Source organism: Bauldia sp., assembly GCA_037200845.1.
In the GTDB taxonomy this organism is placed as follows: domain Bacteria; phylum Pseudomonadota; class Alphaproteobacteria; order Rhizobiales; family Kaistiaceae; genus DASZQY01.
Genome location: JBBCGQ010000001.1, coordinates 2623829 through 2649334 on the forward strand (window position 1 = coordinate 2623829; position 25506 = coordinate 2649334).

The 25506-nt window shown below is 66.7% G+C and carries 31 protein-coding genes and 1 pseudogene; 16 read left to right on the forward strand and 16 right to left on the reverse strand.

Features of this window, described 5'->3' with window-relative positions; translation table 11 throughout:
• Positions 1–2 precede the first annotated feature (2 nt).
• Entirely contained in the window at positions 3–1205 is a 1203-nt protein-coding gene (locus WDM94_13025; GenBank protein ID MEJ0013516.1) for a pyridoxal phosphate-dependent aminotransferase, read from the reverse strand.
• A 104-nt stretch (positions 1206–1309) separates the two neighbouring features.
• Positions 1310–2260: a hypothetical protein gene (locus WDM94_13030; GenBank protein ID MEJ0013517.1), complete on the reverse strand. Its 951-nt coding sequence runs from the start codon at positions 2258–2260 to the stop codon at positions 1310–1312.
• Between the two features lie 328 nt (positions 2261–2588).
• On the opposite strand from WDM94_13030, the gene WDM94_13035 reads away from it, so the two are divergent.
• The 7 genes from WDM94_13035 (at position 2589) to modC (ending at position 7502) form a co-directional block, all read left to right on the forward strand.
• Positions 2589–3224 carry a glutathione S-transferase family protein gene (locus tag WDM94_13035; protein MEJ0013518.1) on the forward strand — a complete coding sequence of 212 codons (636 nt, stop codon included), beginning with the start codon at positions 2589–2591 and terminating at the stop codon, positions 3222–3224.
• 96 nt (positions 3225–3320) lie between these two features.
• Positions 3321–3503, forward strand: coding sequence for a hypothetical protein (locus WDM94_13040; GenBank protein ID MEJ0013519.1), 183 nt, complete (start codon positions 3321–3323; stop codon positions 3501–3503).
• A gap of 64 nt (positions 3504–3567) precedes the next feature.
• Positions 3568–3978: a molybdenum-binding transcriptional regulator gene (locus tag WDM94_13045; GenBank protein ID MEJ0013520.1), complete on the forward strand. Its 411-nt coding sequence runs from the start codon at positions 3568–3570 to the stop codon at positions 3976–3978.
• Positions 3979–4132: 154 nt separating this feature from the next.
• Positions 4133–4645, forward strand: a complete 513-nt coding sequence (locus WDM94_13050; GenBank protein MEJ0013521.1) for a DUF1993 family protein — start codon at positions 4133–4135, stop codon at positions 4643–4645.
• A gap of 172 nt (positions 4646–4817) precedes the next feature.
• Positions 4818–5600 carry a molybdate ABC transporter substrate-binding protein gene (modA, locus tag WDM94_13055; protein MEJ0013522.1) on the forward strand — a complete coding sequence of 261 codons (783 nt, stop codon included), beginning with the start codon at positions 4818–4820 and terminating at the stop codon, positions 5598–5600.
• A 124-nt stretch (positions 5601–5724) separates the two neighbouring features.
• A complete protein-coding gene (gene modB, locus WDM94_13060) occupies positions 5725–6423 on the forward strand; it encodes a molybdate ABC transporter permease subunit (GenBank protein ID MEJ0013523.1) in 699 nt (232 codons plus the stop codon).
• Positions 6420–7502 (forward strand): molybdenum ABC transporter ATP-binding protein, encoded by a 1083-nt coding sequence (gene modC, locus WDM94_13065; protein MEJ0013524.1) that lies wholly within the window; start codon positions 6420–6422, stop codon positions 7500–7502. The genes modB and modC overlap by 4 nt, the downstream gene beginning before the upstream one ends.
• A gap of 2 nt (positions 7503–7504) precedes the next feature.
• On the opposite strand, the gene WDM94_13070 is transcribed toward modC, so the two are convergent.
• From WDM94_13070 to uvrB, 7 genes and pseudogenes are all read right to left on the reverse strand, one after another.
• Positions 7505–7999, reverse strand: coding sequence for a septal ring lytic transglycosylase RlpA family protein (locus WDM94_13070; protein ID MEJ0013525.1), 495 nt, complete (start codon positions 7997–7999; stop codon positions 7505–7507).
• A 127-nt stretch (positions 8000–8126) separates the two neighbouring features.
• Positions 8127–8909, reverse strand: a complete 783-nt coding sequence (locus tag WDM94_13075; GenBank protein ID MEJ0013526.1) for a DUF72 domain-containing protein — start codon at positions 8907–8909, stop codon at positions 8127–8129.
• A 114-nt stretch (positions 8910–9023) separates the two neighbouring features.
• Positions 9024–9929, reverse strand: a complete 906-nt coding sequence (locus tag WDM94_13080) for a hypothetical protein (GenBank protein ID MEJ0013527.1) — start codon at positions 9927–9929, stop codon at positions 9024–9026.
• 163 nt (positions 9930–10092) lie between these two features.
• Positions 10093–10227 (reverse strand): hypothetical protein, encoded by a 135-nt coding sequence (locus WDM94_13085; GenBank protein MEJ0013528.1) that lies wholly within the window; start codon positions 10225–10227, stop codon positions 10093–10095.
• A gap of 79 nt (positions 10228–10306) precedes the next feature.
• Positions 10307–10666 (reverse strand): hypothetical protein, encoded by a 360-nt coding sequence (locus WDM94_13090; GenBank protein ID MEJ0013529.1) that lies wholly within the window; start codon positions 10664–10666, stop codon positions 10307–10309.
• Positions 10667–10690: 24 nt separating this feature from the next.
• Positions 10691–10840: a hypothetical protein gene (locus WDM94_13095; protein MEJ0013530.1), complete on the reverse strand. Its 150-nt coding sequence runs from the start codon at positions 10838–10840 to the stop codon at positions 10691–10693.
• Positions 10841–10909: 69 nt separating this feature from the next.
• Positions 10910–13603: pseudogene (gene uvrB, locus WDM94_13100) on the reverse strand (excinuclease ABC subunit UvrB).
• A gap of 168 nt (positions 13604–13771) precedes the next feature.
• On the opposite strand from uvrB, the gene WDM94_13105 reads away from it, so the two are divergent.
• Positions 13772–14074: a putative quinol monooxygenase gene (locus WDM94_13105; GenBank protein ID MEJ0013531.1), complete on the forward strand. Its 303-nt coding sequence runs from the start codon at positions 13772–13774 to the stop codon at positions 14072–14074.
• Positions 14075–14275: 201 nt separating this feature from the next.
• Here WDM94_13105 and WDM94_13110 read toward each other — a convergent pair whose 3' ends face one another.
• Positions 14276–14533 carry a hypothetical protein gene (locus WDM94_13110; GenBank protein MEJ0013532.1) on the reverse strand — a complete coding sequence of 86 codons (258 nt, stop codon included), beginning with the start codon at positions 14531–14533 and terminating at the stop codon, positions 14276–14278.
• 519 nt (positions 14534–15052) lie between these two features.
• On the opposite strand from WDM94_13110, the gene WDM94_13115 reads away from it, so the two are divergent.
• On the forward strand, positions 15053–15841 hold the full coding sequence (locus tag WDM94_13115) for a FecR domain-containing protein (GenBank protein MEJ0013533.1): 789 nt from the start codon (positions 15053–15055) through the stop codon (positions 15839–15841).
• Positions 15842–15976: 135 nt separating this feature from the next.
• Here WDM94_13115 and WDM94_13120 read toward each other — a convergent pair whose 3' ends face one another.
• Positions 15977–16855 (reverse strand): dienelactone hydrolase family protein, encoded by an 879-nt coding sequence (locus tag WDM94_13120; GenBank protein MEJ0013534.1) that lies wholly within the window; start codon positions 16853–16855, stop codon positions 15977–15979.
• A 251-nt stretch (positions 16856–17106) separates the two neighbouring features.
• Between WDM94_13120 and WDM94_13125 the strand changes: the two genes are divergently transcribed.
• Complete coding sequence (locus tag WDM94_13125) at positions 17107–17322, forward strand: cold-shock protein (GenBank protein MEJ0013535.1); 216 nt, start codon at positions 17107–17109, stop codon at positions 17320–17322.
• A gap of 190 nt (positions 17323–17512) precedes the next feature.
• Here WDM94_13125 and WDM94_13130 read toward each other — a convergent pair whose 3' ends face one another.
• Both WDM94_13130 and WDM94_13135 read right to left on the reverse strand, forming a co-directional pair.
• Positions 17513–17797: a GIY-YIG nuclease family protein gene (locus WDM94_13130; protein MEJ0013536.1), complete on the reverse strand. Its 285-nt coding sequence runs from the start codon at positions 17795–17797 to the stop codon at positions 17513–17515.
• Between the two features lie 146 nt (positions 17798–17943).
• Positions 17944–18843, reverse strand: a complete 900-nt coding sequence (locus tag WDM94_13135; GenBank protein ID MEJ0013537.1) for a branched-chain amino acid aminotransferase — start codon at positions 18841–18843, stop codon at positions 17944–17946.
• Between the two features lie 219 nt (positions 18844–19062).
• Between WDM94_13135 and WDM94_13140 the strand changes: the two genes are divergently transcribed.
• The 6 genes from WDM94_13140 (at position 19063) to WDM94_13165 (ending at position 23230) form a co-directional block, all read left to right on the forward strand.
• Positions 19063–19602, forward strand: a complete 540-nt coding sequence (locus tag WDM94_13140) for a MarR family transcriptional regulator (protein MEJ0013538.1) — start codon at positions 19063–19065, stop codon at positions 19600–19602.
• Positions 19603–19610: 8 nt separating this feature from the next.
• Positions 19611–20351, forward strand: a complete 741-nt coding sequence (locus WDM94_13145; GenBank protein ID MEJ0013539.1) for a response regulator transcription factor — start codon at positions 19611–19613, stop codon at positions 20349–20351.
• A gap of 85 nt (positions 20352–20436) precedes the next feature.
• Entirely contained in the window at positions 20437–21741 is a 1305-nt protein-coding gene (locus WDM94_13150; protein ID MEJ0013540.1) for an ATP-binding protein, read from the forward strand.
• 18 nt (positions 21742–21759) lie between these two features.
• Positions 21760–22032 carry a hypothetical protein gene (locus tag WDM94_13155; GenBank protein ID MEJ0013541.1) on the forward strand — a complete coding sequence of 91 codons (273 nt, stop codon included), beginning with the start codon at positions 21760–21762 and terminating at the stop codon, positions 22030–22032.
• Positions 22029–22319 carry a type II toxin-antitoxin system RelE/ParE family toxin gene (locus WDM94_13160; GenBank protein ID MEJ0013542.1) on the forward strand — a complete coding sequence of 97 codons (291 nt, stop codon included), beginning with the start codon at positions 22029–22031 and terminating at the stop codon, positions 22317–22319. Before WDM94_13155 ends, WDM94_13160 begins: the two co-directional genes overlap by 4 nt.
• A 44-nt stretch (positions 22320–22363) precedes the next feature.
• Positions 22364–23230, forward strand: coding sequence for an NYN domain-containing protein (locus WDM94_13165; GenBank protein MEJ0013543.1), 867 nt, complete (start codon positions 22364–22366; stop codon positions 23228–23230).
• Here the strand turns inward: WDM94_13165 and WDM94_13170 are convergent.
• The 3 genes from WDM94_13170 to WDM94_13180 form a co-directional block, all read right to left on the reverse strand.
• The gene (locus tag WDM94_13170; protein MEJ0013544.1) at positions 23227–23583 is read right to left on the reverse strand and encodes a tRNA-binding protein; all 357 of its coding nucleotides are present in this window, start codon (positions 23581–23583) and stop codon (positions 23227–23229) included. The two genes, WDM94_13165 and WDM94_13170, sit on opposite strands and share 4 nt — an antisense overlap.
• A gap of 2 nt (positions 23584–23585) precedes the next feature.
• Complete coding sequence (gene proC / locus WDM94_13175) at positions 23586–24416, reverse strand: pyrroline-5-carboxylate reductase (protein ID MEJ0013545.1); 831 nt, start codon at positions 24414–24416, stop codon at positions 23586–23588.
• Between the two features lie 488 nt (positions 24417–24904).
• Entirely contained in the window at positions 24905–25405 is a 501-nt protein-coding gene (locus WDM94_13180) for a YbjN domain-containing protein (GenBank protein ID MEJ0013546.1), read from the reverse strand.
• Between the last annotated feature and the right edge of the window lie 101 nt (positions 25406–25506).

Consider the following 25506-nt stretch of genomic DNA (forward strand, 5'->3'; position numbering starts at 1 on the left):
GCCTAGCGCAGGTTGGCGCAGAAGCGCTGGATGCGGTGGCAGGCGTCTTCCAGCACCGCGTTCGACGTGGCGTAGGAAATGCGGAAGAACGGCGCCAGGCCGAAGGCCGAGCCCTGCACCACCGCAACGCCCTCCTCCTCCAGCAGCGCCGTGACGAAGTCTTCGTCGTTGGCGATGACCTTGCCGGCGTTCGTCTTCTTGCCGATCGTGCCCTCGCACGACGGGAAGACGTAGAACGCGCCCTCCGGCCGCGGGCAATGGATGCCCGGCGCCTGGTTCAGCATCGAGACAACCAGATCGCGCCGGCCCTTCATGATCTCGGCGTTCTTGGGGATGAAATCCTGCGGCCCGTTGAGCGCCTCGACTGCCGCCCACTGCGCGATCGACGACGGGTTCGACGTCGACTGCGACTGCAGCTTGGACATCGCCTTGATCAGCAGCGAGGGGCCGGCGCCATAGCCGATGCGCCAGCCGGTCATCGCATACGCCTTCGACACGCCGTTCATGGTCAGCGTCCGCGCCTTCAGCGACGGCTCGACCTCGACCGGCGTGGCGAACTTGAAGCCGTCGTAGACGAGGTGCTCGTACATATCGTCGGTCAGCAGCCAGACATGCGGATGCTTGACCAGCACGTCGGTCAGCCCCTTCAGCTCGGCCGCATTGTAGGCGGCGCCCGACGGGTTCGACGGCGAGTTGAGGATCACCCACTTGGTCTTCGGCGTGATGGCGCGGTCGAGCGCCGCCGGCGTCACCCGGAAACCGGATGCCATCGTCGTCTCGATGAACACGGGCTTGGCGCCGGCGAGCGCCACGATCTCCGGGTAGCTCACCCAGTAGGGCGCCGGGATCACGACCTCGTCGCCGGGGTTGAGCGTCGCCATCAGCGCGTTGAACAGCACCTGCTTGCCGCCGGTGCCGACGCTGACCTCGTCGATCGTATAGTCGAGATGGTTCTCGCGCTTGAACTTGGCGACCACCGCCGCCTTCAGCTCGTTGATGCCGTCGACGTTGGTGTACTTGGTCTTGCCCTCGCGGATGGCGCGGATCGCGGCATCCTTGATGTTCTCCGGCGTATCGAAATCCGGCTCGCCGGCGCCGAGGCCGATCACATCGTGCCCCGCCGCTTTCAGCGCACGCGCCTTGTCCGTGACCGCAACGGTTGCGGACGGCTTGATGCGGGCGAGCGAGTCGGCGAGGAAGGCCATGACGTCAGGTTCCGGCTGAAAAACGCGCGGAACCTAAGCCCCGGAATTGCGAGATACAAGGTCCGAAGGCACCCCTTTCGGTTTCGTAGCGACCTGGGAAAGCGTTACTCCACTACGCGTATCGTGCAGGCTTCGCTGCAGGCGCCATGCCCGTTGTCAGGGCCCTCGTCGCATTGCTCGCCTTCGTCTGGGACGCCATCGCCGCAATATCCCTCAGTCACGGGCGTGGGAGGGGTGCAGGTCCCGCTGATGCAATGCTCGCCGGTGGTGCAATTGCGGTCGTCAACACAGGTCCCACCGCCCGTGCTGCTCGAACCGCTGCCGTTTGCCTTCGCCGCCAGGAGATCGAACAGCCAGTTCTGCGGATAGCCGGTGCGCCGGCGTTGCAGCAGCGTCTTGCCGGTATCGCCGAAGTAGACGTTGACGCCACCCTTGACGACCGAATAGCCGCCTGCCCCGACGCGGCCTTCGGCAAAAACCGACACTGGCTTATCGTCATCGACCTGCAGCTCGGCGCGGCCGACGGCGACGTCGGTGCGGAACGAATGCCGCCAGCCGGCGGAGAGGCGGAGATTCTCCGTCGGATACAGCGCAGCATCGACCGCAGCGAACCAGTCGCTCGGCCCGCCGGCCATCGAAGCCCAGCCCGCCCACGCCTCGATGTTGACGTTGTTGATGTAGAGCTCGACCTCGGGGCCGATCCGGAAAATCTGGCCGGTGCCGTGTCCGGCTTCGTAGGAGGCGCTTGCGCCCAGCAGGTACTTCGCCGGATCGCGGTAGAACAGGTGAGCCGCGACGCCGCCCCACGTCCCCCCGCCGGAGCTGGTAAGCGAGCCGTCGGCCTGCAGGCCGAAAGCGCAGCCGAGCGGCACCGAGTACGACCCGGTCAACTGTGCGAAGTCGGTCCTGCCCGTGTCGCCGTTGACGTTGTTCGCCGTGCCTGCCGCGCCGCCGAGCTTGCCGTTCGGCGCCGAAACCGCGCAGCCTGCAAGCGTGTCTTTGGGGAGGGGATCGGCAGCATACGACGCAGAAAACAGTGCGGCGGCGGCGAGCATGCCGGCCGGTAACCAAACTCGGGGACGCATCGGAGAACTCACACCACGCAGCCGCGAATGACGCTTAGCAAGCTCAGCTACCGAAGGCTGTTGCCCGGAAACGACAATCGTAGGGAAACCGCCGCGCGCGGCGCGCTTTTCTCCATTGCGGAAACAGCCTACGCCGGCAGAGCCGGGCGACGCTCCATCAACTCACCCCGTCAGCGATTGGCGAGGAACAGGGGCCGGCATCTCGGGGCAGCGCCGCGGCCGATCCATCGGGCCGGCTGATCGTTTCCCGCAACGTTTCGAATTGGACGGCGATGGCGACGCCCGATATGCCTCAGCTATGACGGGCGCGTACACCCTCTATTCGATGCAGGAATCCGGCAACGCGTATAAGCCGCGCCTGCTGATGCATCTCCTCGGCATTCCGTTCCGGCTGATCGAGACGGACCCGCGCAAAGGCCAGACCCGCAACGCCGAGTTCCTGGCGCTGAACCCGAACGGGCGCGTGCCCCTGCTCGTGCTGCCGGACGGGCACAAGCTTTCCGAGTCGGGCGCGATGCTGCTCTATCTCGGCGACGGCACGAAGTATGTGCCGGCGGACCGCTACGAGCGCGCGCTGGTGCACCAGTGGCTGTTCTTCGAGCAGTACGACCATGAGCCCCAGATCGCGGTGGCACGCTCGTACCTGCATACGTATCCCGAGCGTAAGGCGAAGGTGACGCCGGAGCTGATCGCCGGCTGGCAGGCGAAGGGCGGCCATGCATTGTCGGTCATGGAGCAGCGCCTCGCCGGCAACGACTGGCTGGTCGGTTACGGCTACACGATCGCCGACATCGCGCTCTATGCCTACACCCACGTCGCCCACGAGGGCGGCTTCGACCTTGCCCAATATCCGGGCATCAGCCGCTGGATTGCGAGGGTCGCCGCCGAGCCGCGCCATGTGCCGCTGGAGTGGCGGCCCGAGCCGCTGCCCTAATTCCGCCCCGACAACTGTCCGCACGCGCCTTATTCGCGACCGATACCGGCCGCCTTCCGGCGCGATCCTCTCCTCATCGGACGGAGGGACACCGACATGCGCGACGCTTTTTCGGACATTCCGCACTATCAGGACGAGCCGCACGCCCGCGGCGATGGTTTCATAGTCGGCGCCGTGCTTTGCGCCGCCGTCGTCGTGGCGCTGTTCGCGCTGCACGGCGCGCCGAACCTGCTCGGCGACCGCTTCAACGCCGACGCGATCACGTATCAGGCGCACTGACGATTTGACGGCGCCGCAAGCGCGGCGCTAAGCCGGGTCCGACCTCCACGCCGGACCTCAGCGCATGCCGCAGTTCGCCAACCAGACCGAAGGCCTCCGCTTTCGCGTCGTGCTCGGCCCCGGCATCGCCATCGGCCCCGGCAAGGCCGACCTCCTGCAAGCCATCGACGAGACCGCATCGCTGACCGCCGCCGCCGCGCGTTTCGAGATGAGCTACAAGCGCGGCTGGACGCTGGTGCAGGAGATGAACCGCGCCTTCGAGACGCCGCTGGTCGCGACCGAAAAGGGCGGCGCCGGCGGCGGCGGCCGCGCCAAGCTGACGCCGCTTGGCCGGCGCGTGCTGAAACGCTTCCGCGAGATGGAGGCGGACGCGACCCGCGTGGTGGCATCGGGCGTCGCCGATCTCAAGCGGCTGCTGAAGAAAACCGGTGCCCCCTCTCCGCCTTCTCCGCGCAGGCGGGGATCCAGGGAGTGAGTCTGAAACAAGCTAGGCTGGCATAGGCCCTTCCACCTGGCCCCCCGCTTTCGTGGGGATGAGCGGAGGGAGAGATCGGCGCAAGGATTCTTCCTGCTTGCCAATCCTCCAACCCCCGGCCACATACCCTCGCGCGTCCCGCCAGGAGCCTCCCATGTCCGTCGCCATGTACCCGATCTCCGTCCCGGTCTTCGACCGCCGCCTCAAGGCGCACGCCGCCATCATCGACAAGGCCGCCGCCCACGCCGAGGCGAAAAAGATCGATCCGACGGCCTTCATGACCGACCGGCTCTATCCGGACATGTTTCCCTATTGGCTGCAGGTGCAGTCGGCCTGCGACCACGCCAAGAATTCCACGGCGCGGCTGACCGGCGTCGAGATGCCGATTTTCGACGAGACGGCGAAGACGTTCGATGGCCTCAAGGCGCGCATCGCGCAAACGCTGGAATTCGTCAACGCCAAGACGCCCGCCGATTTCGACGGCGCCGCCGAACGCATCCTCACGCTCACGCAGAACGGCCGCGAGCGGCAGATGACCGGCCTCGACTATTTCCTCAACTCGGCGCTGCCCAACTTCTACTTCCACCTGACGACGGCCTACGGAATCCTGCGCCACAACGGCGTCGAGATCGGCAAGCGCGATTTCATGGGCAATCCGCAGGTTTAGCGCCGCTGTCGTCCCCGCGCAGGCGGGGACCCAGTACACGCCGCGCTGTCATTGAATACTGGGCCCCGCCTTCGCGGGGACGATAACCGGGGCGGCCGACCGGCGTTGATTCACGCACCGATCCGTGGTGAAACAGCCCCGATATTTCCATCCGTACATATCGAGGTGACCCATGCTGAACCGCCGTTCGCTTCTGCTCGCCCCCGCCCTCGCGCTGGGCCTCGCGCTTGCCGCCCCGGCCGCGCCCGCCTTTGCCGCCGACGTCATCGTCTTCGCCGCCTCGAGCCTGCAGAATGCGCTCGACGATGCGGTCAAGGCCTACACCGCCGACACCGGCAAGACCGTCACCGTCAGCTACGGCGGCTCCTCCGCGCTCGCCAAGCAGATCGAGCAGGCGGCACCGGCCGACATCTTCTTCTCCGCCGACCTCGACTGGATGAAGGACCTGCACGACAAGAACCTGACCGTCGCCGACACCGAGAAGTCGATCCTCGGCAACGAGATCGTGCTCGTCGCGCCGAAGGATTCGACCGCGACCGCCACCATCGCCCCGGGCTTCGATCTCGGTGCGATCCTCGGCGCCGACGGCAAGCTCGCCATGGCCAACGTCGACTCCGTCCCGGCCGGCAAGTACGGCAAGGCGGCGCTGACCACGCTCGGCGTCTGGGACAAGGTCTCGGCGCAGGTCGTGCAGTCCGACAACGTCCGCGCCGCCCTCGCCTTCGTCGCCAAGGGCGAAGCGCCGGCCGGCATCGTCTACCAGACCGACGCCAATGCCGAGCCGGGCGTCAAGGTCATCGGCACGTTCCCGACCGACTCGCATCCGCCGATCGTCTATCCAGTCGCGCTGCTCGCCTCCTCGACCAACCCGGACGCCAAGGACTTCCTCGCGTACCTGGAGTCCGACAAGGCGGCGCCGGCGTTCACCAAGCAGGGATTCACGATCCTCAAGTAGCAACTCTGACTCCACTTTTGTCATTCCCGCGTAGGCGGGAATCCAGTATCCGCAGTCATGGCGTAACTGCACCGACGGCGCATACTGGGTCCCCGCCTTCGCGGGGACGACAAGCGGAGTGATCGTGTTCGAGCCACTGACCGCGGCGGAATGGACGGCGATCGCGCTTTCGCTGCGCGTCGCCACCGTCGCGGCCATTGTCTCCCTCCCCTTCGGCATCGGCGTCGCCTACCTGCTGGCGCGCGGACGCTTCCCCGGCCGCGCCCTGTTCGATGCGTTCGTGCACCTGCCGCTGGTGATGCCGCCGGTCGTCACCGGCTACCTGCTGCTGCTCCTGTTCGGACGCCGCGGGCCGATCGGCGGCTTTCTCGAGCACACGTTCGGCGTCGTCATCGCCTTCAAGTGGGAGGGCGCAGCGCTCGTCGGCGCGGTCATGGGCTTCCCGCTGATGGTGCGCGCCATCCGCCTGTCGCTCGACACGGTGGACCGGCGGCTGGAAGCCGCGGCATCGACGCTGGGCGCCAGCCGCATCTGGGTGCTCACGACCGTGACGCTGCCCCTCGCCCTCCCCGGCGTCCTCGCCGGGCTGGTGCTGTCGTTCGCGCGCGCGCTCGGCGAATTCGGCGCCACCATCACCTTCGTCGGCAACATCCCGGGCGTGACCCAGACCATGCCGTCGGCGATCTACACCTACACGCAGGTGCCCGGCGGCGACCTCGCCGCGCTGCGCCTGACCGCGATCGCGGTGATCATCGCCTTCGCCGCGCTGCTCATCTCCGACGCGCTGGCGCGGCGGGCGACGCGCCGGGTGCTCGGCCAATGACGATCGCCGTCGACGTCGACAAGCGCGCCGGCGAATTTTCGCTGTCGGTGAAATTCGAAAGCGACGGCCGCATCACTGCGCTCTTCGGCCGCTCCGGCGCCGGCAAGACGACGCTGGTCAACCTCATCGCCGGGCTGATGCAGCCCGACCGCGGCCGCATCGCGGTGAACGACACAGTGCTGGTCGATACGGCCCGCGGCATCGCCGTCCCGACACACAAGCGCGGCATCGGCTACGTCTTCCAGGAGGGGCGGCTGTTCCCGCATCTCTCGGTGCGCGGCAACCTCGGCTACGGCCGCCGCTTCGCGCGCGAGCGCAGCGGCCCGCCGCTGGACGAGATCGCGGCGCTGCTCGGCATCGGCGCCCTGCTCGACCGGCGCCCGGCCGATCTTTCCGGCGGCGAGAAGCAGCGCGTCGCCATCGGCCGCGCGCTGCTCGCCAACCCGCACCTGCTGCTGATGGACGAGCCGCTGGCGTCCCTCGACCGCGAGCGGAAGGCCGAGATCCTGCCCTACATCGAGCGGCTGCGCGACGAGATGAACCTGCCCATCGTCTACGTCAGCCATGCCGTCGAGGAAGTCGCGCGGCTGGCCGACACCGTCGTTGTGCTCGCCGATGGCAAGGTCGCGGCGTCCGGCCCGACTGGCGACATCTTCGCCCGGCTCGACCTCGGCGACGCGGTCGACCGCGACATGACCGGCGGCATCCTCACCGCCCGCGTCGTCTCGCACGACACAGCAACCGGCACGACGCGCCTCGATCATCCCGCCGGGCCGATTTTCCATCCCCTGCTCGATGCGCCGCCGGACGCAACGGTGCGGCTCCGCGTCCGCGCCCGCGACGTGGCGATTGCCGTCGGCGAGCCCGGGCAAATCTCCATCCGCAATCGCCTCGCGGCGACGGTGACCGAGATCGCGTCGGGCCGCGATCATGCCGTCGATGTGAAACTGGATGTCGGGGGCGAAGCGCTGGTGGCGCTGATCACGCACGGAGCCTTGTCGGCGCTCGACCTGAAGGTAGGCCGGCCGGTCGTCGCGCTGATAAAATCAACCGCGTTCGACCGGCCGGAAGACTCGTAGTTCTAGCTGCTGCAGCCGTTCAGCACCGGCTTGCCGTCGCCATCGCTGTCGATGACGCTCACCTTCACCCGCGCCGTGCCCGTCGAGATCATGCCGAGTTGCTCGGCAGCACCTCGGGTCACGTCGATGACGCGGCCGCCGACGTAGGGACCGCGATCGTTGATGCGCACCACCACGACGCGGTGGTTGGCGAGGTTCTCGACCCGAACCTCGGTCCCGAAGGGCAGAGTGCGGTGAGCCGCGGCCAAAGCGTTGGCATTCATCGGTTCACCGCTCGCTGTCCGCGAGCCCATCTTGTACCAGGAAGCCTTGCCGCACTGCGCGGCCGCTGCATCAGAAGGATGAAAACTCGCCGCCGCGCAGAACGCACCGAAAGCGAGACCGAACGCTACAAACCGCGCTGTCTGAAAAGTCACTCGCTGACACCTGCCTGTTGTTTTGCCGCATCGTTTCTTTGCCTCCAGCCTCCGATACGGCTCCGCACTTCCGCGCCGCATCTGAGGCGATGAGGCAGACGAAATACGGCATGAATACGGTTGGGTAACCGCGTTTCTCCACCGGTGGTAAACCACTGTGGTTACTGCGGAATCTGGATTTCTGCCCGTTTAGGATGAATCTGGCGGGCTAGAGCCGACCAATCAGGGCTTGTGCCGCGGCCGGGGCGCGGACCTTGTCGCCGGCGATCATGAACACAAAGACGTCGCGCTTCGCCTTTTTCGGCTTGGCCGTGCCGAAGGTCGGCAGGTCGTCCGGCAAGCCGCCGGCCGCCCAGGTCTTCGCCCGCTTCGCCCATTGGTCGAGGTCCGTGGCGGGATAGCCCGCCGCCTCCTTCTCCTGGCTCCGCTGCAGCCGCGCGTAGACGAAGTCGGCGGTGACGTCGGCGATTGCCGGGTAGTCGTCGGAGTCGGCGTAGACCACCGCGACGTTGTGCCTGGCGGCGAGCGCGACGAACTCCGGCACCAGGAACGACGCGTGCCGCACCTCGACGACATGGCGGAGCGTCAGGCCGTCGGCCTTCTCCGGCAGCAGCGCCAGGAACGCACCGAAATCGTCGGCGTCGAATTTCTTGAACGGCGCCATCTGCCAGAGCAGCGGCCCGAGCTTTGGTCCGAGTTCGGTGACGCCCGACTTCAGGAACCAGGCGAGCGGCTCGCCGGCCTCGCCCAGCACCTTCTTGTTGACCACAGCTCGGTGGCCTTTGACGGAGAAGACGAAATCGTCCGGCGTCTCCTCGCGCCACTTGGCAAAGCTCGCCGCCGACTGCGTGCGGTAGAAGGTGCCATTGATCTCGATCGCGGTGAGCTTCGACGCGGCGTATTTCAGCTCGTTGGCATGCTTCAGGCCGTCCGGATAGAACGTGCCGCGCCACGGCTCGTAGGTCCAGCCCCCGATGCCTACGCGGATCATGATGCCTCCATCATGGCGCGGCCGATCATTGGCCGCCCACGACGGATAGTGGCACCGGACGCGCCGGAACGCGAGTTCGACGTTGGCGCCCCGGGGCGGGCGATCCTGAAGCCTCTAGTTCGGATCTCGCACGACCACATGGGTCAGCTCGAAGGGATCGAGCGCTGCACCCATCGTCTCCCGCTCCCACAACGACTTGCCGCCGAAATTCCACTTCGCCCCAACCAGGATGCGATCCGCATTGTCTCTGCGAGAGTAGTAGCTGTATGTCTGCGTGACGTGGGTGTAGCGCGCGAAGACGCTCATCGGCAGCGTGGCGCACTGGTACTCGATCGCCGCCCCGAGCAGCGTGCTATCGACCGACTCGGATTCGAAGGTGAGACGTTCGACGCCTGCCTTCGCTTCGACGAACAGGTTCGGGTTGACGAAATAACGCGCCCGCAACGTCGCGGCGCCTCCGTTCGAGGTGTCGCCGCCGTCGGTCGCCGTGGTCACGGCGAGCTGACCGTAAAGCGAGAAGTTGTTCCAGTAAGCCAGGCCTTCGACGCCGCCGTACCACTGCACCGTCAGGTCGCTCCAATAGGGCGCCCGGCCGAGCAGGTCGCCGGAGTGCTGGCCGATGACGCCGAACAGGGCGTTGGACGGAAAATGGTAGTAGACGTGGGCGGCCAGGTCGACCGTATCCAGCCGCTCGTTGCTGTCGAGTTCGTTCAGATCCTGGAACGTCAGCACGGCGTCGCCCTGGAATTTCCACATCCCGTCGAGCGTGGTCTGGAACGATCCGCGCCCCTGCCAGGTCCCGCCGGAAAAAGAAGAGCCACCCGAATCGGTCAAACGCGACGCTCCGCCGGCCGCCAGGAGGTAGCCGTCCTGCGCCGCCGCACCGCTGGCCGCACCGCCAGCAACAATCAAAGCCAGTGAAACCGCCGACAATTTCCGCATCGCACCGCCGCCCCTGCTCATCCCAATCGCGATCCGCAATCGCGCTGCGATCTCGCCAGCTTGCGGCCACGATGTCACGGGCCGGAGCCGACAGAATGGTGGAAAACGAGAGGATTTGCGGGAGCAATGCTCGCCCTGCAACAACCGGGCGGGCTCGGGTCGCTGCGCCGGGGCGGCGAAACTCGCAGCCGGAAAGGCGGCGGGCGGCACAGATGCCGCCCGCGGAAAATTCGCCTGATGCCTACTTCTTGCCGGCCGAGCCGCCCATCGCGTTCGGAGGCGTCTTGCCGCCGAAGGGAACATGCTTCTGCTTCTTGTTCTTGTCCGCCTTCGGTTTCTTCTTTTCCTTGCCGGGTCGATCACTGCCCTTGGCCATGATGTCCTCCTGTGCTGTCGCGGTTGATTCCGCTGGCGCGATACTAGCGGCAGCGCGGCGTCGTGTGAATTGCGTGTGACTATTGCGGGGCGGCGGACGGCGGCACGGTGACCGGCGCGCAGCCCTGATTCTCGTTGATGTAGAGGAAGTCGTCGATCGAGGCTTCGAGCTGGGCGATGTTCTCGCCCTTGTCGTGGCCATTCTCCATGCAGCGGTCGAAGACCGCGATGCCGTTCGCCATCACTTCGATGTGGTGCTTGATCGCCGCGCACAGCTCGACCTTGTCTGCCTGGGTCACCTTGTCGAGGCGGGCCTGGGTCTCCGCGAAGCTGGCATCGACGGCGGCGAGGTCGGCCGGGCAGGTTGCCAGCGGCTCGGCGGCGTGAGCAGGAACGGCGGCAAGGACAGCGATGACGATGGCAAGCGAAAGCGGCGACATGCCGCCAAAATTAGCCGCGATCGCTCAACTGTTCCACCCGGCATAGACGACAAAGCCCACCGCCGCGACGACCAGACCCGCCAGCATTCCGACCACCAGCCCGACCCACGGCCCGCGCTTGCGCCGCAAGCTCCACCCGACGAAGGCACCGACCAGCGCGCCGGCGATCAGCAACGGCCAGGCGAGGATCAGGACGATGATCGCAAGATCGCCGGGCGAATTGAGGATGCCGATGTCGGACAGCTACCGCCGTCCCTTCTTCCCGACATGGCTGCCCGGCCGGCCGCCGATCGACCGCGGCTTCGGCCGGTCGCCCGGCGCCACCGGCACGATCTCCTGCGCGCGGCCTTCGTCGCGGTCGGGTTTGTGCGGGCGGTTACGGGGGACCGGAACCTCCGTGTCGGTGCCGGGGCCCATGGTGTCCAGCGACGGCTTGTGCGGGCGGTTGCCCGGCACCGGGATCTCGGTGCGGCGGACGGTCATTTCGTCGAGCGTGTTCTTGCGGACGCGGGTGCCCCCTACACCCGCTTCGCCGGTCCCCCTCGCCCGCTCTGCGGGGGAGGATCCAGCCGCGCCGCTGCGGCCGGATGCTCCCCCGTTCACGGGGGAGCTGTCGGCGAACCCGACTGACGGGGCGCTTCGCCTTTTGCCGCCTTCCCTGCCGCCTGCGTCGCCGGGATCGCGCGCCAGCGGATCGTCGTGGACGGCGAGTTCCATCGTCTCCAGCCGCTTGATCTCGTCGCGGAGCCGCGCCGCCTCCTCGAATTCGAGATCGGCCGCCGCGTCGCGCATCTGCTTCTCAAGGTCGGCGAGCGTCGCCTTGAAATTGTGGCCGATCAGGCGGCCATCTTCGGCAAGCCCGGTCGGCACCATGACGTGGTCGCGCTCGTAGACCGACGACATGATGTCGCCGATGTTCTTCTTGATCGACTCCGGCGTGATGCCGTTGGCGGTGTTGTACTCGACCTGCTTCTCGCGGCGGCGGTCGGTTTCGGCGATGGCGCGCTCCATCGAGCCGGTCACGTGGTCGGCGTAGAGGATGACGCGGCCGTCGACGTTGCGCGCGGCGCGGCCGATGGTCTGCACCAGCGACGTCTCGGAGCGCAGGAAACCTTCCTTGTCGGCGTCGAGGATGGCGACCAGCGCGCACTCCGGGATGTCGAGGCCCTCGCGCAGCAGGTTGATACCGACCAGCACGTCGAAAGCGCCGAGGCGGAGGTCGCGGATGATCTCGATGCGCTCCAGCGTCTCGACGTCGGAGTGCATGTAGCGCACGCGCACGCCCTGCTCGTGCAGGTATTCGGTGAGGTCCTCGGCCATGCGCTTGGTCAGCACCGTGACCAGCGTGCGGTAGCCCGCCAGCGCCGTGTCACGGATCTCGCCGAGCACGTCGTCGACCTGCGTCTTCGCCGGGCGGATCTCGACCGGCGGGTCGATCAGGCCGGTCGGCCGGATCACCTGCTCGGTGAACACGCCGCCGGTGCGGTTCATCTCCCACGATCCCGGCGTCGCCGAGACATACATCGACTGCGGCCGCATCAGGTCCCACTCCTCGAAGCGGAGCGGCCGGTTGTCCATGCACGACGGCAGGCGGAAGCCGTACTCGGCCAGCGTCGCCTTGCGGCGGAAGTCGCCGCGGTACATGCCGCCGATCTGCGGGATGGTGACGTGGCTCTCGTCGACGAAGACCAGCGCGTTGTCGGGCAGATATTCGAACAACGTCGGCGGCGGCTCGCCCGGCTTGCGGCCGGTGAGGTAGCGCGAATAATTCTCGATGCCGGCGCACGAGCCGGTCGCCTCGATCATCTCGATGTCGAAGCGGCAGCGCTGCTCGAGCCGCTGCGCTTCCAGCAGCCTGCCCGCCTGGGTCAATTCGTCGAGCCTGAGCTTCAGCTCCTCGCGGATGCTCTTCACCGCCTGCGCCAGCGTCGGGCGCGGCGTTACGTAATGGGAGTTGGCATAGACCTTCACCTGCTTGAGGTCGCCGCCCTTGTGGCCGGTGAGCGGATCGAACTCGGTGATCGACTCGACCTCGTCGCCGAACAGATTGATCCGCCAGGCGCGGTCTTCGAGATGCGCCGGGAACAGATCGACCGTGTCGCCGCGCACGCGGAAGGTGCCACGGCGGAAATCGGCATCGGCGCGCTTGTACTGCAGCGCGACGAGGTCGGCGATCAGTTGCCGCTGGTCGATCTTCTCGCCGAGCGTGATGGCGAAGGTCATCGCCGTGTACGTCTCGACCGAGCCGATGCCGTAGATGCACGACACCGAGGCGACGATGATGACGTCGTCGCGCTCGAGCAGCGAGCGCGTCGCCGAGTGGCGCATGCGGTCGATCTGCTCGTTGATCGAGGATTCCTTCTCGATGTAGGTGTCGGTGCGCGGGACGTACGCCTCCGGCTGGTAGTAGTCGTAGTAGGAGACGAAATACTCGACCGCGTTGTCCGGGAAGAACGACTTGAACTCGCCGTAGAGCTGGGCGGCCAGCGTCTTGTTGGGCGCCAGGATCAGCGCCGGGCGCTGCGTCGCCTCGATCACCTTGGCGGCGGTGTAGGTCTTGCCCGAGCCGGTCACGCCGAGCAGCACCTGGTCGCGCTCGTGCGCGTTGACGCCGGCGACGAGCTCGGCGATCGCGGTCGGCTGGTCGCCCTTCGGCTCGAACTCCGAGACGATTTTCAGCGGCACGCCGCCCTCGGACTTCTCCGGCCGCGGCGGGCGGTGCGGCACCCAGGTCTTGGCCAGGAACTCCGGCCGGCCGGTCTCGATCAGCGCCGAAAGCGCCTCGACCGTGGCGGTGACCGCGTTCTGCGGCAGGCTGCCGACGTCCTCGAGATTGACGTCGAGGCCGGCGACGGGGCTGAGGCCCACGGCGGCGCGCTCCTTGGCCGAGCCGCGACCGCCCATTGACGTGCCGCGGCTCGTCTTTAGTGCCTTTTGCGGCGCTTCGCCGAGGCCGGTATTTTTCGGGGTTCGCATGGCGGGAAATATGGTGGATGCGGGGGCGAATGGCGAGGGGCGGCCTGCCCGAACCTGTCAGCAGTCGCCCGCCTTGCCAGACGCCGGGCCGCCCGCTATCGCCACTCATATATATAGGGAGACAACAGCATGATCATTGTGTCGGGCGAATTGCGGCTGAAGCCGGAGAGGGTCGAAAAACTCCGGCCGGCGATGCGGACGGTGATCACCGCCAACCGCCGCGAGGACGGCTGCCTGCTGTTTGCCTTCGGCGAGGATGTGCTGGAGCCCGGCATCATCCGCATTGTGGAACGCTGGCGCGACTGGGACGCGCTCGCCGCGCACGATCGCGCGCCACACGTCGTCGCGTGGCGCGCGGCGCTGAAGGAGAGCGGCGCGGTACTCGGACGCGACCTCGTGGCGCACGAGGCGAGCAACCCGCGGCCGATTTAGACGAGAGGTTGGCGGAGGAGAGACACCCCTCCCCAAAACCGCCTCGCGGTTTTGGCCCTCCCACAAGGGGAGGGCTCAAGTGGAGTTTGTTGGAGCGTGATGTTTCAACAGTGTTGAACCCTCCCCTTGTGGGAGGGTCAAAACGCCGGAGGCGTTTTGGGGAGGGGTGTGTCTCAGCCGATCCGTGCTCGCAGCGACGAGCTACGACCTGAGCTTCATCAGCACGTAGTCCGCCGCCACGCGCGGCCACTCTTCGCTCTCCTCGACTTCCTCCAGCAGAAGCGCAAGGCGGCTTGCCGCAACAAACTCGCCGAGGCGGCCGATGACGAACGCTGCGAAGAAGCCCGGCCACTTGTCGTCGCCCATGCCCTTGAGGGCGCTGCGCTCATATTCCTCATGCACCGCGTCGGCGATCGCGAGAGCGTCGGCGAGCGTGTCGCGATCGGGAAGGTCGGCCATGGTCCCTGCCCCGGAAACGGAAGTCGTGCCCCGGCGACCATAGCGCATTTCTCCGGCCGCGCAGCGCGCCTGAAGGACGACGGGATCCGGAAACGAAACGGGGCACCCTGAGGTGCCCCTTTTTACGCGGCCCTTTTACTTGGGCCGTCCGTCCGCCGCGCGTCTCTCGTTGGAGAAGTCCGCGGCGGCGGAACGGAAGCGTGTCGCCGAAGTGGCGACGCGAAGACTACTTCTTCTTCGCGACCTTCTTCGCCGGCTTCTTCGCGGCCTTCTTCACAGCCGGCTTCTTTTTCGCCGCCGTCTTCTTCACAGCTTTAGCCAAAGTACTTCTCCTCTCCGTGCATGAGCCGAATCGGCTCGATCCGCATTCTATTCCAACTCGCGCGTTAACAGCGCGCTAATTCGATTACGCGAGTCCGCGCGCGTGCGCAAGATTCGACGCGTACAGAATCGCATCGTACGTTCGCGCGCATCGCACGCACCGTGTCGCGTTCGTCTTCGTCGCGAAGGATCGACACCATGGCATCGCACTCGCATCGCATCTCCCTCGCGCTCGTCGCGCTCGCGGCGACGATCGGCGCGCGCGACGCGCTCGCCGCGACCGACGACATCGGCACCGCGACCGCGATCACCACCGTCGTCACCGGCACGCGCGATGCCGGACAACTGACGCTGAAGAGCGGCGACGCGGTCTTCCAGAACGAGACGATCAGCACAGACGCGAACGGCGTCGGACAGTTCCAGTTCAACGACCAGACGAAGCTGGCGATCGGCCCGGACTCGACCGTCGTGCTCGATAATTTCATATATGATTCAAACACTTCCAGCGGCAAAGTGGTGATCAACCTGACCGCCGGCGCGCTCCGCTTCATCACCGGCAAGGCCGACCACAACGCCTACGAGATCGTCACGCCGACCGCGACGATCGGCGTCCGCGGCACCGTCTTCGACGTCTACACCAAGCCCGACGGCGAGATGGCGGTGGCGATGATCGACGGCGCCATCGAGGTGTGCCCGAAGGTAGGCCTGTGCCGCGTCCACAACGTCGTCGGCAAGTTCCTGCACATGACTCCGCTCGGCGCTTTTTCGCTGCGCGACAAGTGGGACGGATCGTTCCTCGCCGGCGTGCCGTTCAGGCTCGCGCTGCCGTTTCTCGGCGACCAAAAAAATTTGGTGCCGGCGCTCCGCGGCAAGACGACATCGATCGCGAAGTACGTCACCGTCGCCGGCAACGACATCGGCAAGGCCATCAAGACTCCGCTAACCAAGCTGCCGAAGTTCAAATTCCCGAAGCTGTTCGGCAAGTGATTCGCGTCGCGTCGGCGACTCGCTTGGTCTGCCGCGCCGGGATGTGAACGGCATCACATCCTTTCCCCTCTTCGCAGATGCGAAAGATTTTGCGTCACCGGCGCGAACCGCTCCGGGTGACGCGGGAGGCCGGCGTCAGGCGAGATTCTGTTTCAGGAACGCCACCGTGCGCGACCACGCGAGGTCCGATGCCGCCTTGTCGTAGCGCGCCTCGGACGTGTCGTTGTTGAAGGCGTGGTTGACGCCCGGATAGACGAAGATCTGGTAGTCGACGCCGGCTGCCTTCAGCGCCGCCTCGTAGTCCGGGATGCCGGCATCGATGCGCTCGTCGAGCCCGGCATAGTGCAGCATCAGTCTCGCCTTGATCTTATCGACACCGGTCTTCGGCTGGGCGCCGTAGTAGGGCACGCCGGCGAGCAGGTCGGGACTGGCGACGGCGAGCTGGTTGACCATGCCGCCGCCCCAGCAGAAGCCGATGGCGCCGACCTTGCCGGTCGAGCGTGGGTCACTCTTCAGGAACGCCACCGTCGCGACGAGATTGGCGACGGTCGCCGATGCATCCAGTCCCTGGATCAGTTTCGCCGCCGCATTCTCGTCGCTCGGCGTGCCGCCGGCAGACGAGAGCAGATCGGGCGCCAGCGCCGTGAAGCCTTCCAGCGCCATGCGCCGCGTCACGTCTTCAATGTGCGCGTTGAGCCCGCGGTTCTCGTGGATGACGATGACCGCCGGCAGCGGACCGGACGCATCGGCAGGACACGCGAGATATCCCTTCATCGTGACGCCGGCCGCGCCCGGATATTCGATGCGCTCCGTCTCCAGGCGCGTGTCGTCGGGCGGCACGATCGCCGCGCGCGCCGGGTCGGCCGCGATCATCGGCACGATCGCCGCAGCCGCAGCCGCGCTGCCAGTGAGCTTGGCGAGCTTCGCCATGAAGCCGCGCCGGTCGAGCGTCAGGTGCGTGTACTCGTCGTAGAGGTCGATCATCTCCTGCGTGATTCTGGGTCGCTCGTTCATCGCGATTCCTCCTTCGCTGGTCGATTGCGACGCCGATCTAACCAGCAAATTGCGGAGCGCTGCGGACCCTCACGGACAAGTGACTCCAGCGGAATTTCCGCTCACGGAAATGCGCGCCGCGACGCGCCTTCTCCCGCCGGCCGTTGTTTTCGGGCGCCGCGCCGCATAAATTGTGGCGGCAGGCGGGCTTCAGCCCCTGAAGGAAGGCAGGCGACCCCGTCGGCGAGGTAACCGAACGGAAGGTCATGTCGATGCGCCAGAACGGCACCGTGAAATTCTTCAATGCGTCGAAGGGTTACGGCTTCATCACCCCCGACGACGGCAGCAAGGACGTCTTCGTCCACGTCACCGCGGTAGAGCGCTCCGGCCTCGGCGCGCTCGCCGACGGCCAGCGGGTCTCCTTCGAAACCGAACCCGACAAACGCGGCAAGGGACCGAAGGCAATCGACCTTCAACCGGCGAGTTGATCGACACCGCACGCGGCACACTTTTCGAGCCGCCGGATTTCCGGCGGCTTTTTGTGCGTCCCCTCCAACGTCATCCTTCGGCGCGGCGAGGCGCGACCGGTGGCGAGATAGCGCTATTGAGCGAGCGCCGCCTTCCCTCCACTGTCATCCTTCGGCGGCGCGGAGCGCCGACCGGAGGACCACGATCAATTTACGCCAGCGTTGAGTACAGGTCGTCCCACTCCACATTGGCCCTCTCGATCAGCGCGACTTTCCATTCTCGCTTCCAGTGCTTCAGACGCTTCTCGCGATGGATCGCCTCATTGATATCGGCGAACTCCTCGAAGTGGACGAGCAGCTTGAGGCCATGAGTCTTTGTGAAGCCCGGCACCAATCCTTCGCGGTGTTCCCAAGCGCGGCGCACGATATCGTTCGTCACACCAACGTAGAGCGTGCCGTGCCGACGGTTGGCCATGATGTAAACGTAATACGCCATCGCTTGGTCTCACTGGTCCTCCGGTCGGCGCTTCGCGCCGCCGAAGGATGACAGTCGAGAGGAGGCGGCGCTGGCGGAATGAGAAGAGGCGAAGGCGATCGAGCCGACCGCACCTGTCGCCTCCCGCAAGGTCGGCAAGATAGGCCCTACCCGTTCGCGGCCATCGCGTGCTGCTTCGGGGTCACCGCGGCCGAATAGTCTTCCATCAGCGTCTTGCTGATCTGGCCCGGCGTGAAGCGGTACTGGGCGACCTCGGAGACCGGCGTCACTTCCGCGGCGGTGCCGGTGAGGAAGCATTCGCTGAAGCCGGCCATTTCCTCCGGCATGATCGCGCGCTCGACGACCTTCAGGCCGCGCGCCCGCGCGAGGTCGATGACCGTGCGGCGCGTGATGCCGTCGAGGAAGCAGTCCGGCGTCGGCGTGTGGAGGACGCCGTCCTTGACGAAGAAGACGTTGGCGCCGGTGGCTTCCGCGATCTGGCCGCGCCAGTCGAGCATCAGCGCGTCGGCGTAGCCTTTGCGCTCCGCCTCGTGCTTGGAGATCGTGCAGATCATGTAGAGGCCGGACGCCTTCGATTTCGACGGCTCGGTCACCGGATCCGGACGGCGGTATTTCGCCATGTCGAGGCGGATGCCCTTCAGCCGCTCCTCCGGCTTGAAGTAGGACGGCCAGTCCCACACCGCGATCGCGCAATGGATCGTGTTGTTCTGCGCCGAGACGCCCATCATCTCGCTGCCGCGCCAGGCGATCGGGCGCACGTACGCGTCGATCATGTTCTGGCGGACGAGCAGTTCGGCCGTCGCCTTGTTGATCGTATCGACCGAATACGGAATGTCGAAGCCGAGCAGCCGCGCCGATTCGTGCAGGCGCTTGGTGTGCTCGTCGAGCTTGAAGACGACGCCGCCATAGGCGCGCTCGCCCTCGAAGACCGAGCTGGCATAGTGCAGCCCGTGGGTCAGCACGTGAATCTTGGCGTCGGCCCAGGGCACGAAAACCCCGTCCATCCAGATGACACCGGGCCGATTATCGAAGGGCTGCGCAGCCATGGAACCGTTCTCCTCACCTGACCTAGGGCTCTTCTTATCTAGCCCCTTTTGGCGCTTGTCCGCTGGGGCCCGACATTTTGCGTCGCACCCCGATCGTCGTTATGGTGCCGCGCACCAAGAGATTCCGCGGAAACGACGCTAAAGGAAGCGCCGCGCGGCGTGTTCGTTCGTTGCGCCGCGAGCCTCGTTTTCGTAACAAACGACCGAAAATATGTCAACATGGCTGACGTAAATTTGAAAGAGACCGCAGCGACGGCAAAACGGGCGAAAGGCGGGGCCACCCTCGTCACCGCGCCGCTCTCCGCGAGCGACCAGCCCGAGATCCAGTTCATCGAGCTTCTCTTCTTTGCCTATCGCGACTTCATCTCCGATCCCGACGCGGCGCTGCTGAGCTACGGCTTCGGCCGCGCCCACCATCGCGTCATCCACTTCGTCAACCGCAATCCGGGCATCCGCGTCGCCGATCTCCTCGACATATTGAAGATCACCAAGCAGAGCCTCGGCCGCGTGCTGAAGCAACTCGTCGACAACGGCTTCATCGAGCAGAAGACCGGGCCTACCGACCGCCGCCAGCGTCTGCTCTATCCGACCGAGTCCGGCCGCGCGCTGGCGCTCCGCCTCATCGACCTGCAGGCCGCCCGCATCGGTAAGGCGCTGGCCTCGCTCTCGCCCGAGGGCCAGGTCGCCGCGGAAAAATTCCTGCGCGCCGTCATCGACAGCGGCGAGCGCGACAAGGTCGCCCACCTGATCGAGCGTTGAGCGTAGCTATGTCGACCACCGAAGCCCCTGCCCCGACGGCCGCCCAGGCTGGCGATCGTCCGCTTTCCGACGACGCGCCGCACCTGCTCGTCATCGACGACGACAAGCGCATCCGCACGCTGCTGTCGCGCTATCTGGGCGACCACGGGTTCCGCGTCTCCATCGCCGCCAACGCCGCCGAGGCGCGCCAGCGGCTCGCCGGCCTCGCCTTCGATCTGCTGATCGTCGACGTCATGATGCCGGGCGAAGACGGCATGGCGCTGGTCCGGTCGCTGCGCGAGACGATGACCGTGCCGATCCTGATGCTGACCGCACGCACCGAAAGCGAAAGCCGCATCGCCGGGCTGGAGTCGGGCGCCGACGACTATGTGTCGAAGCCGTTCGAGCCGCGCGAGCTGCTGCTCAGGATCAACAATATCCTGAAGCGCAGCGTGCCCTCGACCAAGCCGCTGATCGAGCAGGTGTCGTTCGGCCCGTTCACCTTCAACCGCGAGCGGCTCGAGCTGAAGCGCGCCGGCGAGCCGGTGCGGCTCACCGAACGCGAGCGCCAGATCATGGCGATCTTCGCCGCGGTGCCCGGCGAAACCGTGCCGCGCGACAAGCTGGTCGTATCGACCGGTCCGAGCGGCGAACGCACCGTCGATGTGCAGATCAATCGCCTGCGCCGCAAGATCGAGGCCGATCCCGGCAACCCGCTCTATCTCCAGACCGTGCGCGGCATCGGCTATCGCCTGGCGATCGCCGTCTAGGACCGGCGCGATGGCGACGACCATCGACGAACTCCCGGCTTCCGCTCCCGGCATCCGCGGCGTCTACGGCCGCGCCGCGCGCGCCATGGGCGCCGTCATGCCCAAGGGCCTGTTCGCCCGCTCGCTTATCATCATCATCGCCCCGGTCGTGCTGCTCCAGTCGCTGGTCGCCTTCGTCTTCATGGAGCGCAACTGGCAGGACGTGACGCAGCGCCTGTCGGCGGCGACCGCCGGCGAGATCGCGGCAATCGTCGACATCATCGAGCGCTACCCGCAGCAGCCGGATTTCTCCGATGTCGTCGACATCGCCGCCTCGCGCTTCGGGCTGAACATTGCCGTGCTGCCGCCGGAGCCGCTCCCCCCCGCCGGGCCAAAGCCGTTCTTCTCGCCGCTCGACCGCATGCTCAGCCAGGAGATCACGCGCGCGGTCGGCAAGCCGTTCTGGATCGACACCGTCGGCCGCTCCAACCTCGTCGAGATCCGCATCCAGCTTGCCCGCAACGTGCTCCGCGTCTTCGCGCCGCGCAGCCAGACCTATGCCTCGAACGCCCTCATCTTCATCTCCGCGATGGTCGCGACCAGCGTCGTGCTGCTCGCCATCGCTATCGTTTTCCTGCGCAACCAGATCCGCCCCATCCTCAAGCTGACCGCCGCCGTCGACAACTTCGGCAAGGGCCGCGCCGTCGGCGACTTCGCCCCGCGCGGCGCCCGCGAGGTGCGCCAGGCGACCGTCGCCTTCCACCTGATGCGCGAGCGTGTCGAGCGCCAGATGGAGCAGCGCACCGCGATGCTCGCCGGCGTCAGCCACGACCTGCGCACGGTGCTGACGCGGCTCAAGCTGCAACTCGCGCTGCTCGAGGGCAGCGAGGACGTCGTCGCGATGAAGAGCGACGTCGCCGACATGGACAAGATGCTGGAGGGCTACCTCGCCTTCGCCCGCGGCCAGAGCGACGAGGACGCGGTGCCGACCGATATCGCCGCGATGCTGCGCGACATCACGCAGGAATCGCGCGTCTCCGGCCACGACACCGAGTACGCCTTCTCCGGCGATCCGACCGTGCGGCTGCGCCCGCAGAGCTTCAAGCGCTGCATCGCCAACCTCGTCTCCAATGCCGGTCGCCACGGCGACAACATCGTCATCCTCGGCCGCCACGCCGACGACCACCTGACCGTGACCGTCGACGACGACGGCCCCGGGGTCCCCTTCGAGGAGCAGGAGGCGGTGTTCAAGCCGTTCTACCGCCTCGACAACGCCCGCAACCTCGACGAAAGCGGCACCGGCCTCGGCCTGCCGATCGCGCGCGACATCGCCCGCAGCCATGGCGGCGACATCGCGCTGTCCGACAGCCCGATGGGTGGGCTTAGAGTGACGGTGACTATTCCGGCGTAGGCGACTATCTTTGTCACCATGGGTGCCGCGACACGGAAGATCGAGGTTGACGAGGAGACCGCTGCCACGCTGGAGAAGCGGGCGGCGGAGATCGGCATGAGCGTGCCCGATCTTGTGGCTTGGCTGGTGCACGAGGAGCAAAAGCCGTTCGAGCTTTCGCCGGAGGATTTGGCGGAGCTGGACCGTCGTTCGGAAGCTGCCCGCACCGAGCCGAATGTGCCTCACGAAGACGTGGTCCGGTGGCTCAAGACGTGGGGCACGCCTGACTACAAGCCGTGGTTCAAGGATTGACGCTCAAGTGGTCGTCACGGTCGCTGCGTGATTTGCAGCGATTTGCCGAATTCCTTCAGCCGGAGCACCCCGAACTCGCCACGCGAATCGCCGACGAGATCGTCGGCAGGATGTCGACGTTGGCGGACTTCCCGCGGCTAGGACCGCGAATCGCCGGGCGTGACCGCCACCGCAGTATCGCTATCGACGTGCTCGGCGCGGCGTACGTGGTGCAGTATGAGATAGAGGGCGGCACAATACTGGTGCTTCGAGTCTTTCACGCGCGCGAACATCGTCCGATAGAATAGCGACGGTTCGGACGTGCCCGACCGATACGGCAGGGAGGCCGACAATGCCGACGAACGCTGCCGCGGTGACCAAGCTCGCATTGCTGATCGACGGCGACAACGTCAGCGCCACCTACATGCCGCTCATCATGCGCGAGGCCGAGATGATCGGTGTCGTCGCCATCCGCCGCATCTACGGCCAGTTCAAGAGCGGCAAGATGAAGTCGTGGCTGAAGCAACTCGACGTGTTCGACCTGACGCCGGTCAACGTCTCGCCGCTGACGCGCGGTAAGAACGCCACCGACATGAAGCTGGTCATCGAGGCGATGGACATGCTCGGCGGCCGCGGCTTCGACGGCTTCCTGATCGCGTCGAGCGACGGCGACTTCACGCCGCTGGTCGCCCGCATCCGCGCCAGCGCCGTCGCCTGCTACGGCTTCGGCATGAAGAAGGCGCCGGCGGCCTACAAGGCGGAGTTCGACCGGTTCTTCGAATGCGACACCGCGTTGGCGGCGGAGAAGAAGGCCGCGCCGCGGCGCGCCGCGGCGGCCCCTGCCCCGAAGCCGGCCGCGCCGACGCCGGTTCGCGCCGCGCCGCGACAGGCGCCTGCCGCGAAGCCGGTCGCGACTGCGCCCGCCACAGCAACGGCACCTGCCCCCGCGCCTCAGCGCGTGCGGCGCGCTCCCCAGCCGGCGACCCCGAAGCTGCCGATACCGGCGGCGGAAATTCTCTCCGCCATAGACGAGGTGCGCGAGTCCGACGGTTGGTCGCATCTGGGCTCGGTGAGCAACGAGGTGCGCCGCCGCGTCGGGGACTTTTCGCCCAAGAAGCACGGCCACGCGACGCTGAAGAAACTCGTCGCCGCGATGCCCGACGTGGAACTGCACACGACCCCGAACGGCACGGCGTTCGTGCGGCGGCGTTCGCCCTAGAACAGCCGCCCGCCGTCCGGCACGGCGAGCGACGGGCCGATCAGCACGACCTCGCCCTTCTCGTCGGGGAATCCCAACGTCAGCACCTCGGACATGAACGGCCCGATCTGGCGCGGCGGGAAGTTGACCACCGCCGCGACCTGCTGGCCGACGAGAGTCTCGGGCGTGTAGTGCCTGGTGATCTGCGCCGACGATTTTCTGCGCCCGATCTCCGGCCCGAAATCGATCACGATCTGGTAGGCGGGCTTGCGCGCCTCCGGGAACGTGCGCGCCTCGACGATGGTGCCGACGCGGATATCGACCTTGAGGAAATCGTCGAACTTGATCTGCGCTGCGGGCTTGTTCTCCGCCATGGCTACTTCGCCAGCTCGCGCGAGCGCTTGCGCGCCGCGGCGACTGCCTTCTTCATCAGCGCGGTCAGCCCCGGGCGACCCATCAGCACCTTCAGCGCCGCCGCGGTGGTGCCCTTCGGCGACGTCACGTTCTGCCGCAGCACGTCGGCGCCGAGGTCCGACTGGTAGAGCAGTTCGCCAGCGCCCTCGACCGTGGCGCGCGCCAGCTTCTCGGCCGCCGCCTTGTCGAACCCGACCGAGACGGCCGCGGCGGCGAGCGCCTCGACCATGTGGAAAACGTAGGCCGGGCCCGAGCCGGAAACCGCGGTCGCCGAGTCGATCATGCCTTCCTTCTCGACCCAGATGACATCGCCGACGGCTTCGAGCAGCGTCGTCACCAGCGCCTTCGCCGCCTTGTCGGTGCGCGCGTTGGCGATCGCGACCGTGATGCCGCGGCCGACCTGCGCCGGCGTGTTCGGGATCGAGCGGACGACGGCGACGTCGCCGATGCCGGCGGCAAGCTGCTTCAGCGTCGTGCCGGCAGCGATCGACAGCACGATGGTGTCGCGCCCGACCAGCGGACGGAGGGTCGGCAGCACGTCGCCGATGATCTGAGGCTTCACGGCGACAACGATCACCTTCGCCGTCGCGCCCGCCGGGACGAACGCATTGGCGGCGAGCCCGGCCTCGGACAGAAACGCGACGCTGTCGGGCGGCGGCGCCGGATCGACGACCAGCACCGCGCGCTTGTCGAGGCCGTTGTCGAGCCAGCCCTTGAGCAGCGCGCCGCCCATCTTGCCGGCGCCGACGAGGGCCAGGCGCGCGGTGGGGGAGAAGGCGAAGGCGAGGGTCATGGGAGGCGGCATCCGGTGGCGAGGGAGAAATGACTGCCATGACTTCGCGCCGTTGTCATTCCCGCGAAGGCGGGAATCCTGCTCGTCGCGAACGCGTCCCCCACCCGCCTCGCTGCGCTCGGCACCCTCCCCGCAAGGGGGAGGGAGGACAAACAACTTCTTCCGTGTTTGTGGAAACGCCGGACGTGCAGCGAGCATCCCTCCCCCTGCGGGGAGGGTGGCCCGCGAAGCCGGACGGGTGGGGGACTGCCTCGCACACCACGACGATGTCATCGTCCATGCGGAGTAGAGACACCCCTCCCCAAAACGCCTTCGGCGTTTTGACCCTCCCGCAAGGGGAGGGTTCGCTTTGCTGCACGACCCCGACTCCGCTTGAGCCCTCCCCTTGCGGGAGGGCCAAAACCGCAACGCGGTTTTGGGGAGGGGTGTGCCTCAGCGAGCACTGACTTCACCGCCTGGATCCCCGCCTTCGCCGGGAACGGAGTGCGCTACGCCTCGCCGTGCGTCTCGAACAGCACCGTCTGCAGCGCCTCCGGCGCCGTCTTGCCGGCCCACACCACGAACTGGAACGCCTGGAAGTATCGCTCGCAGGCTTCGATGGCGGTGACCAGCAGCTTCTCGACCTGCGCGCTGGTCGGTTCGGCGCCGCCCGAGAGCAGCATCGCCTGGCGATAGAGCACGACGCCCTCGCGCGTCCACAGATCGAAGTGGCCGATCCAGAGCTGCTCGTTGACGCCGGAGAGCAGACGCATGACCTCCATCTGCCGCGCCGGCGGCACCTTGAGGTCGAAGGCGCAGGCGAGATGGACGGCTTCCTTCTCGGCGAGCCATGAGAAGGAGACGTGATAGTCGCACCACCCGCCGGCGACCGAGACGGTGATCTCATCGTCCCCTGCCCGCTCGAACGACCAGTCGTTGAGCGCCGCGATTTGCTCGATCACGTCGACAGGGTTCGCCTGCCGCTCCTGCTCGAAGTCAATAAGGCTCATGGCTACCCGCTGCGGCTGACCAAGTTGTGGGGACTGTTGCTACGCAACAGAGGACGAACAAACCGGTCGATAACCCGAGGGGCTGGAATTCGGCCCCCGCA

Coding starts and splice junctions, on each gene's coding strand:
- WDM94_13035 (MEJ0013518.1), top strand. CDS start 2,589: ATGACGGGCGCGTACACCCTCTATTCGATGCAGGAATCCGGCAACGCG.
- WDM94_13070 (MEJ0013525.1), bottom strand. CDS start 7,999: ATGCGGCGCGGAAGTGCGGAGCCGTATCGGAGGCTGGAGGCAAAGAAA.
- modC (MEJ0013524.1), top strand. CDS start 6,420: ATGACGATCGCCGTCGACGTCGACAAGCGCGCCGGCGAATTTTCGCTG.
- WDM94_13150 (MEJ0013540.1), top strand. CDS start 20,437: ATGGGCGCCGTCATGCCCAAGGGCCTGTTCGCCCGCTCGCTTATCATC.
- WDM94_13110 (MEJ0013532.1), bottom strand. CDS start 14,533: ATGGCCGACCTTCCCGATCGCGACACGCTCGCCGACGCTCTCGCGATC.
- WDM94_13120 (MEJ0013534.1), bottom strand. CDS start 16,855: ATGAACGAGCGACCCAGAATCACGCAGGAGATGATCGACCTCTACGAC.
- modA (MEJ0013522.1), top strand. CDS start 4,818: ATGCTGAACCGCCGTTCGCTTCTGCTCGCCCCCGCCCTCGCGCTGGGC.
- WDM94_13125 (MEJ0013535.1), top strand. CDS start 17,107: ATGCGCCAGAACGGCACCGTGAAATTCTTCAATGCGTCGAAGGGTTAC.
- WDM94_13180 (MEJ0013546.1), bottom strand. CDS start 25,405: ATGAGCCTTATTGACTTCGAGCAGGAGCGGCAGGCGAACCCTGTCGAC.
- WDM94_13075 (MEJ0013526.1), bottom strand. CDS start 8,909: ATGATCCGCGTAGGCATCGGGGGCTGGACCTACGAGCCGTGGCGCGGC.
- WDM94_13140 (MEJ0013538.1), top strand. CDS start 19,063: ATGGCTGACGTAAATTTGAAAGAGACCGCAGCGACGGCAAAACGGGCG.
- WDM94_13115 (MEJ0013533.1), top strand. CDS start 15,053: ATGGCATCGCACTCGCATCGCATCTCCCTCGCGCTCGTCGCGCTCGCG.
- WDM94_13165 (MEJ0013543.1), top strand. CDS start 22,364: ATGCCGACGAACGCTGCCGCGGTGACCAAGCTCGCATTGCTGATCGAC.
- WDM94_13145 (MEJ0013539.1), top strand. CDS start 19,611: ATGTCGACCACCGAAGCCCCTGCCCCGACGGCCGCCCAGGCTGGCGAT.
- WDM94_13130 (MEJ0013536.1), bottom strand. CDS start 17,797: ATGGCGTATTACGTTTACATCATGGCCAACCGTCGGCACGGCACGCTC.
- WDM94_13085 (MEJ0013528.1), bottom strand. CDS start 10,227: ATGGCCAAGGGCAGTGATCGACCCGGCAAGGAAAAGAAGAAACCGAAG.
- WDM94_13155 (MEJ0013541.1), top strand. CDS start 21,760: ATGGGTGCCGCGACACGGAAGATCGAGGTTGACGAGGAGACCGCTGCC.
- proC (MEJ0013545.1), bottom strand. CDS start 24,416: ATGACCCTCGCCTTCGCCTTCTCCCCCACCGCGCGCCTGGCCCTCGTC.
- WDM94_13040 (MEJ0013519.1), top strand. CDS start 3,321: ATGCGCGACGCTTTTTCGGACATTCCGCACTATCAGGACGAGCCGCAC.
- WDM94_13050 (MEJ0013521.1), top strand. CDS start 4,133: ATGTCCGTCGCCATGTACCCGATCTCCGTCCCGGTCTTCGACCGCCGC.
- WDM94_13030 (MEJ0013517.1), bottom strand. CDS start 2,260: ATGCTCGCCGCCGCCGCACTGTTTTCTGCGTCGTATGCTGCCGATCCC.
- WDM94_13090 (MEJ0013529.1), bottom strand. CDS start 10,666: ATGTCGCCGCTTTCGCTTGCCATCGTCATCGCTGTCCTTGCCGCCGTT.
- WDM94_13170 (MEJ0013544.1), bottom strand. CDS start 23,583: ATGGCGGAGAACAAGCCCGCAGCGCAGATCAAGTTCGACGATTTCCTC.
- WDM94_13045 (MEJ0013520.1), top strand. CDS start 3,568: ATGCCGCAGTTCGCCAACCAGACCGAAGGCCTCCGCTTTCGCGTCGTG.
- WDM94_13135 (MEJ0013537.1), bottom strand. CDS start 18,843: ATGGCTGCGCAGCCCTTCGATAATCGGCCCGGTGTCATCTGGATGGAC.
- WDM94_13105 (MEJ0013531.1), top strand. CDS start 13,772: ATGATCATTGTGTCGGGCGAATTGCGGCTGAAGCCGGAGAGGGTCGAA.
- WDM94_13025 (MEJ0013516.1), bottom strand. CDS start 1,205: ATGGCCTTCCTCGCCGACTCGCTCGCCCGCATCAAGCCGTCCGCAACC.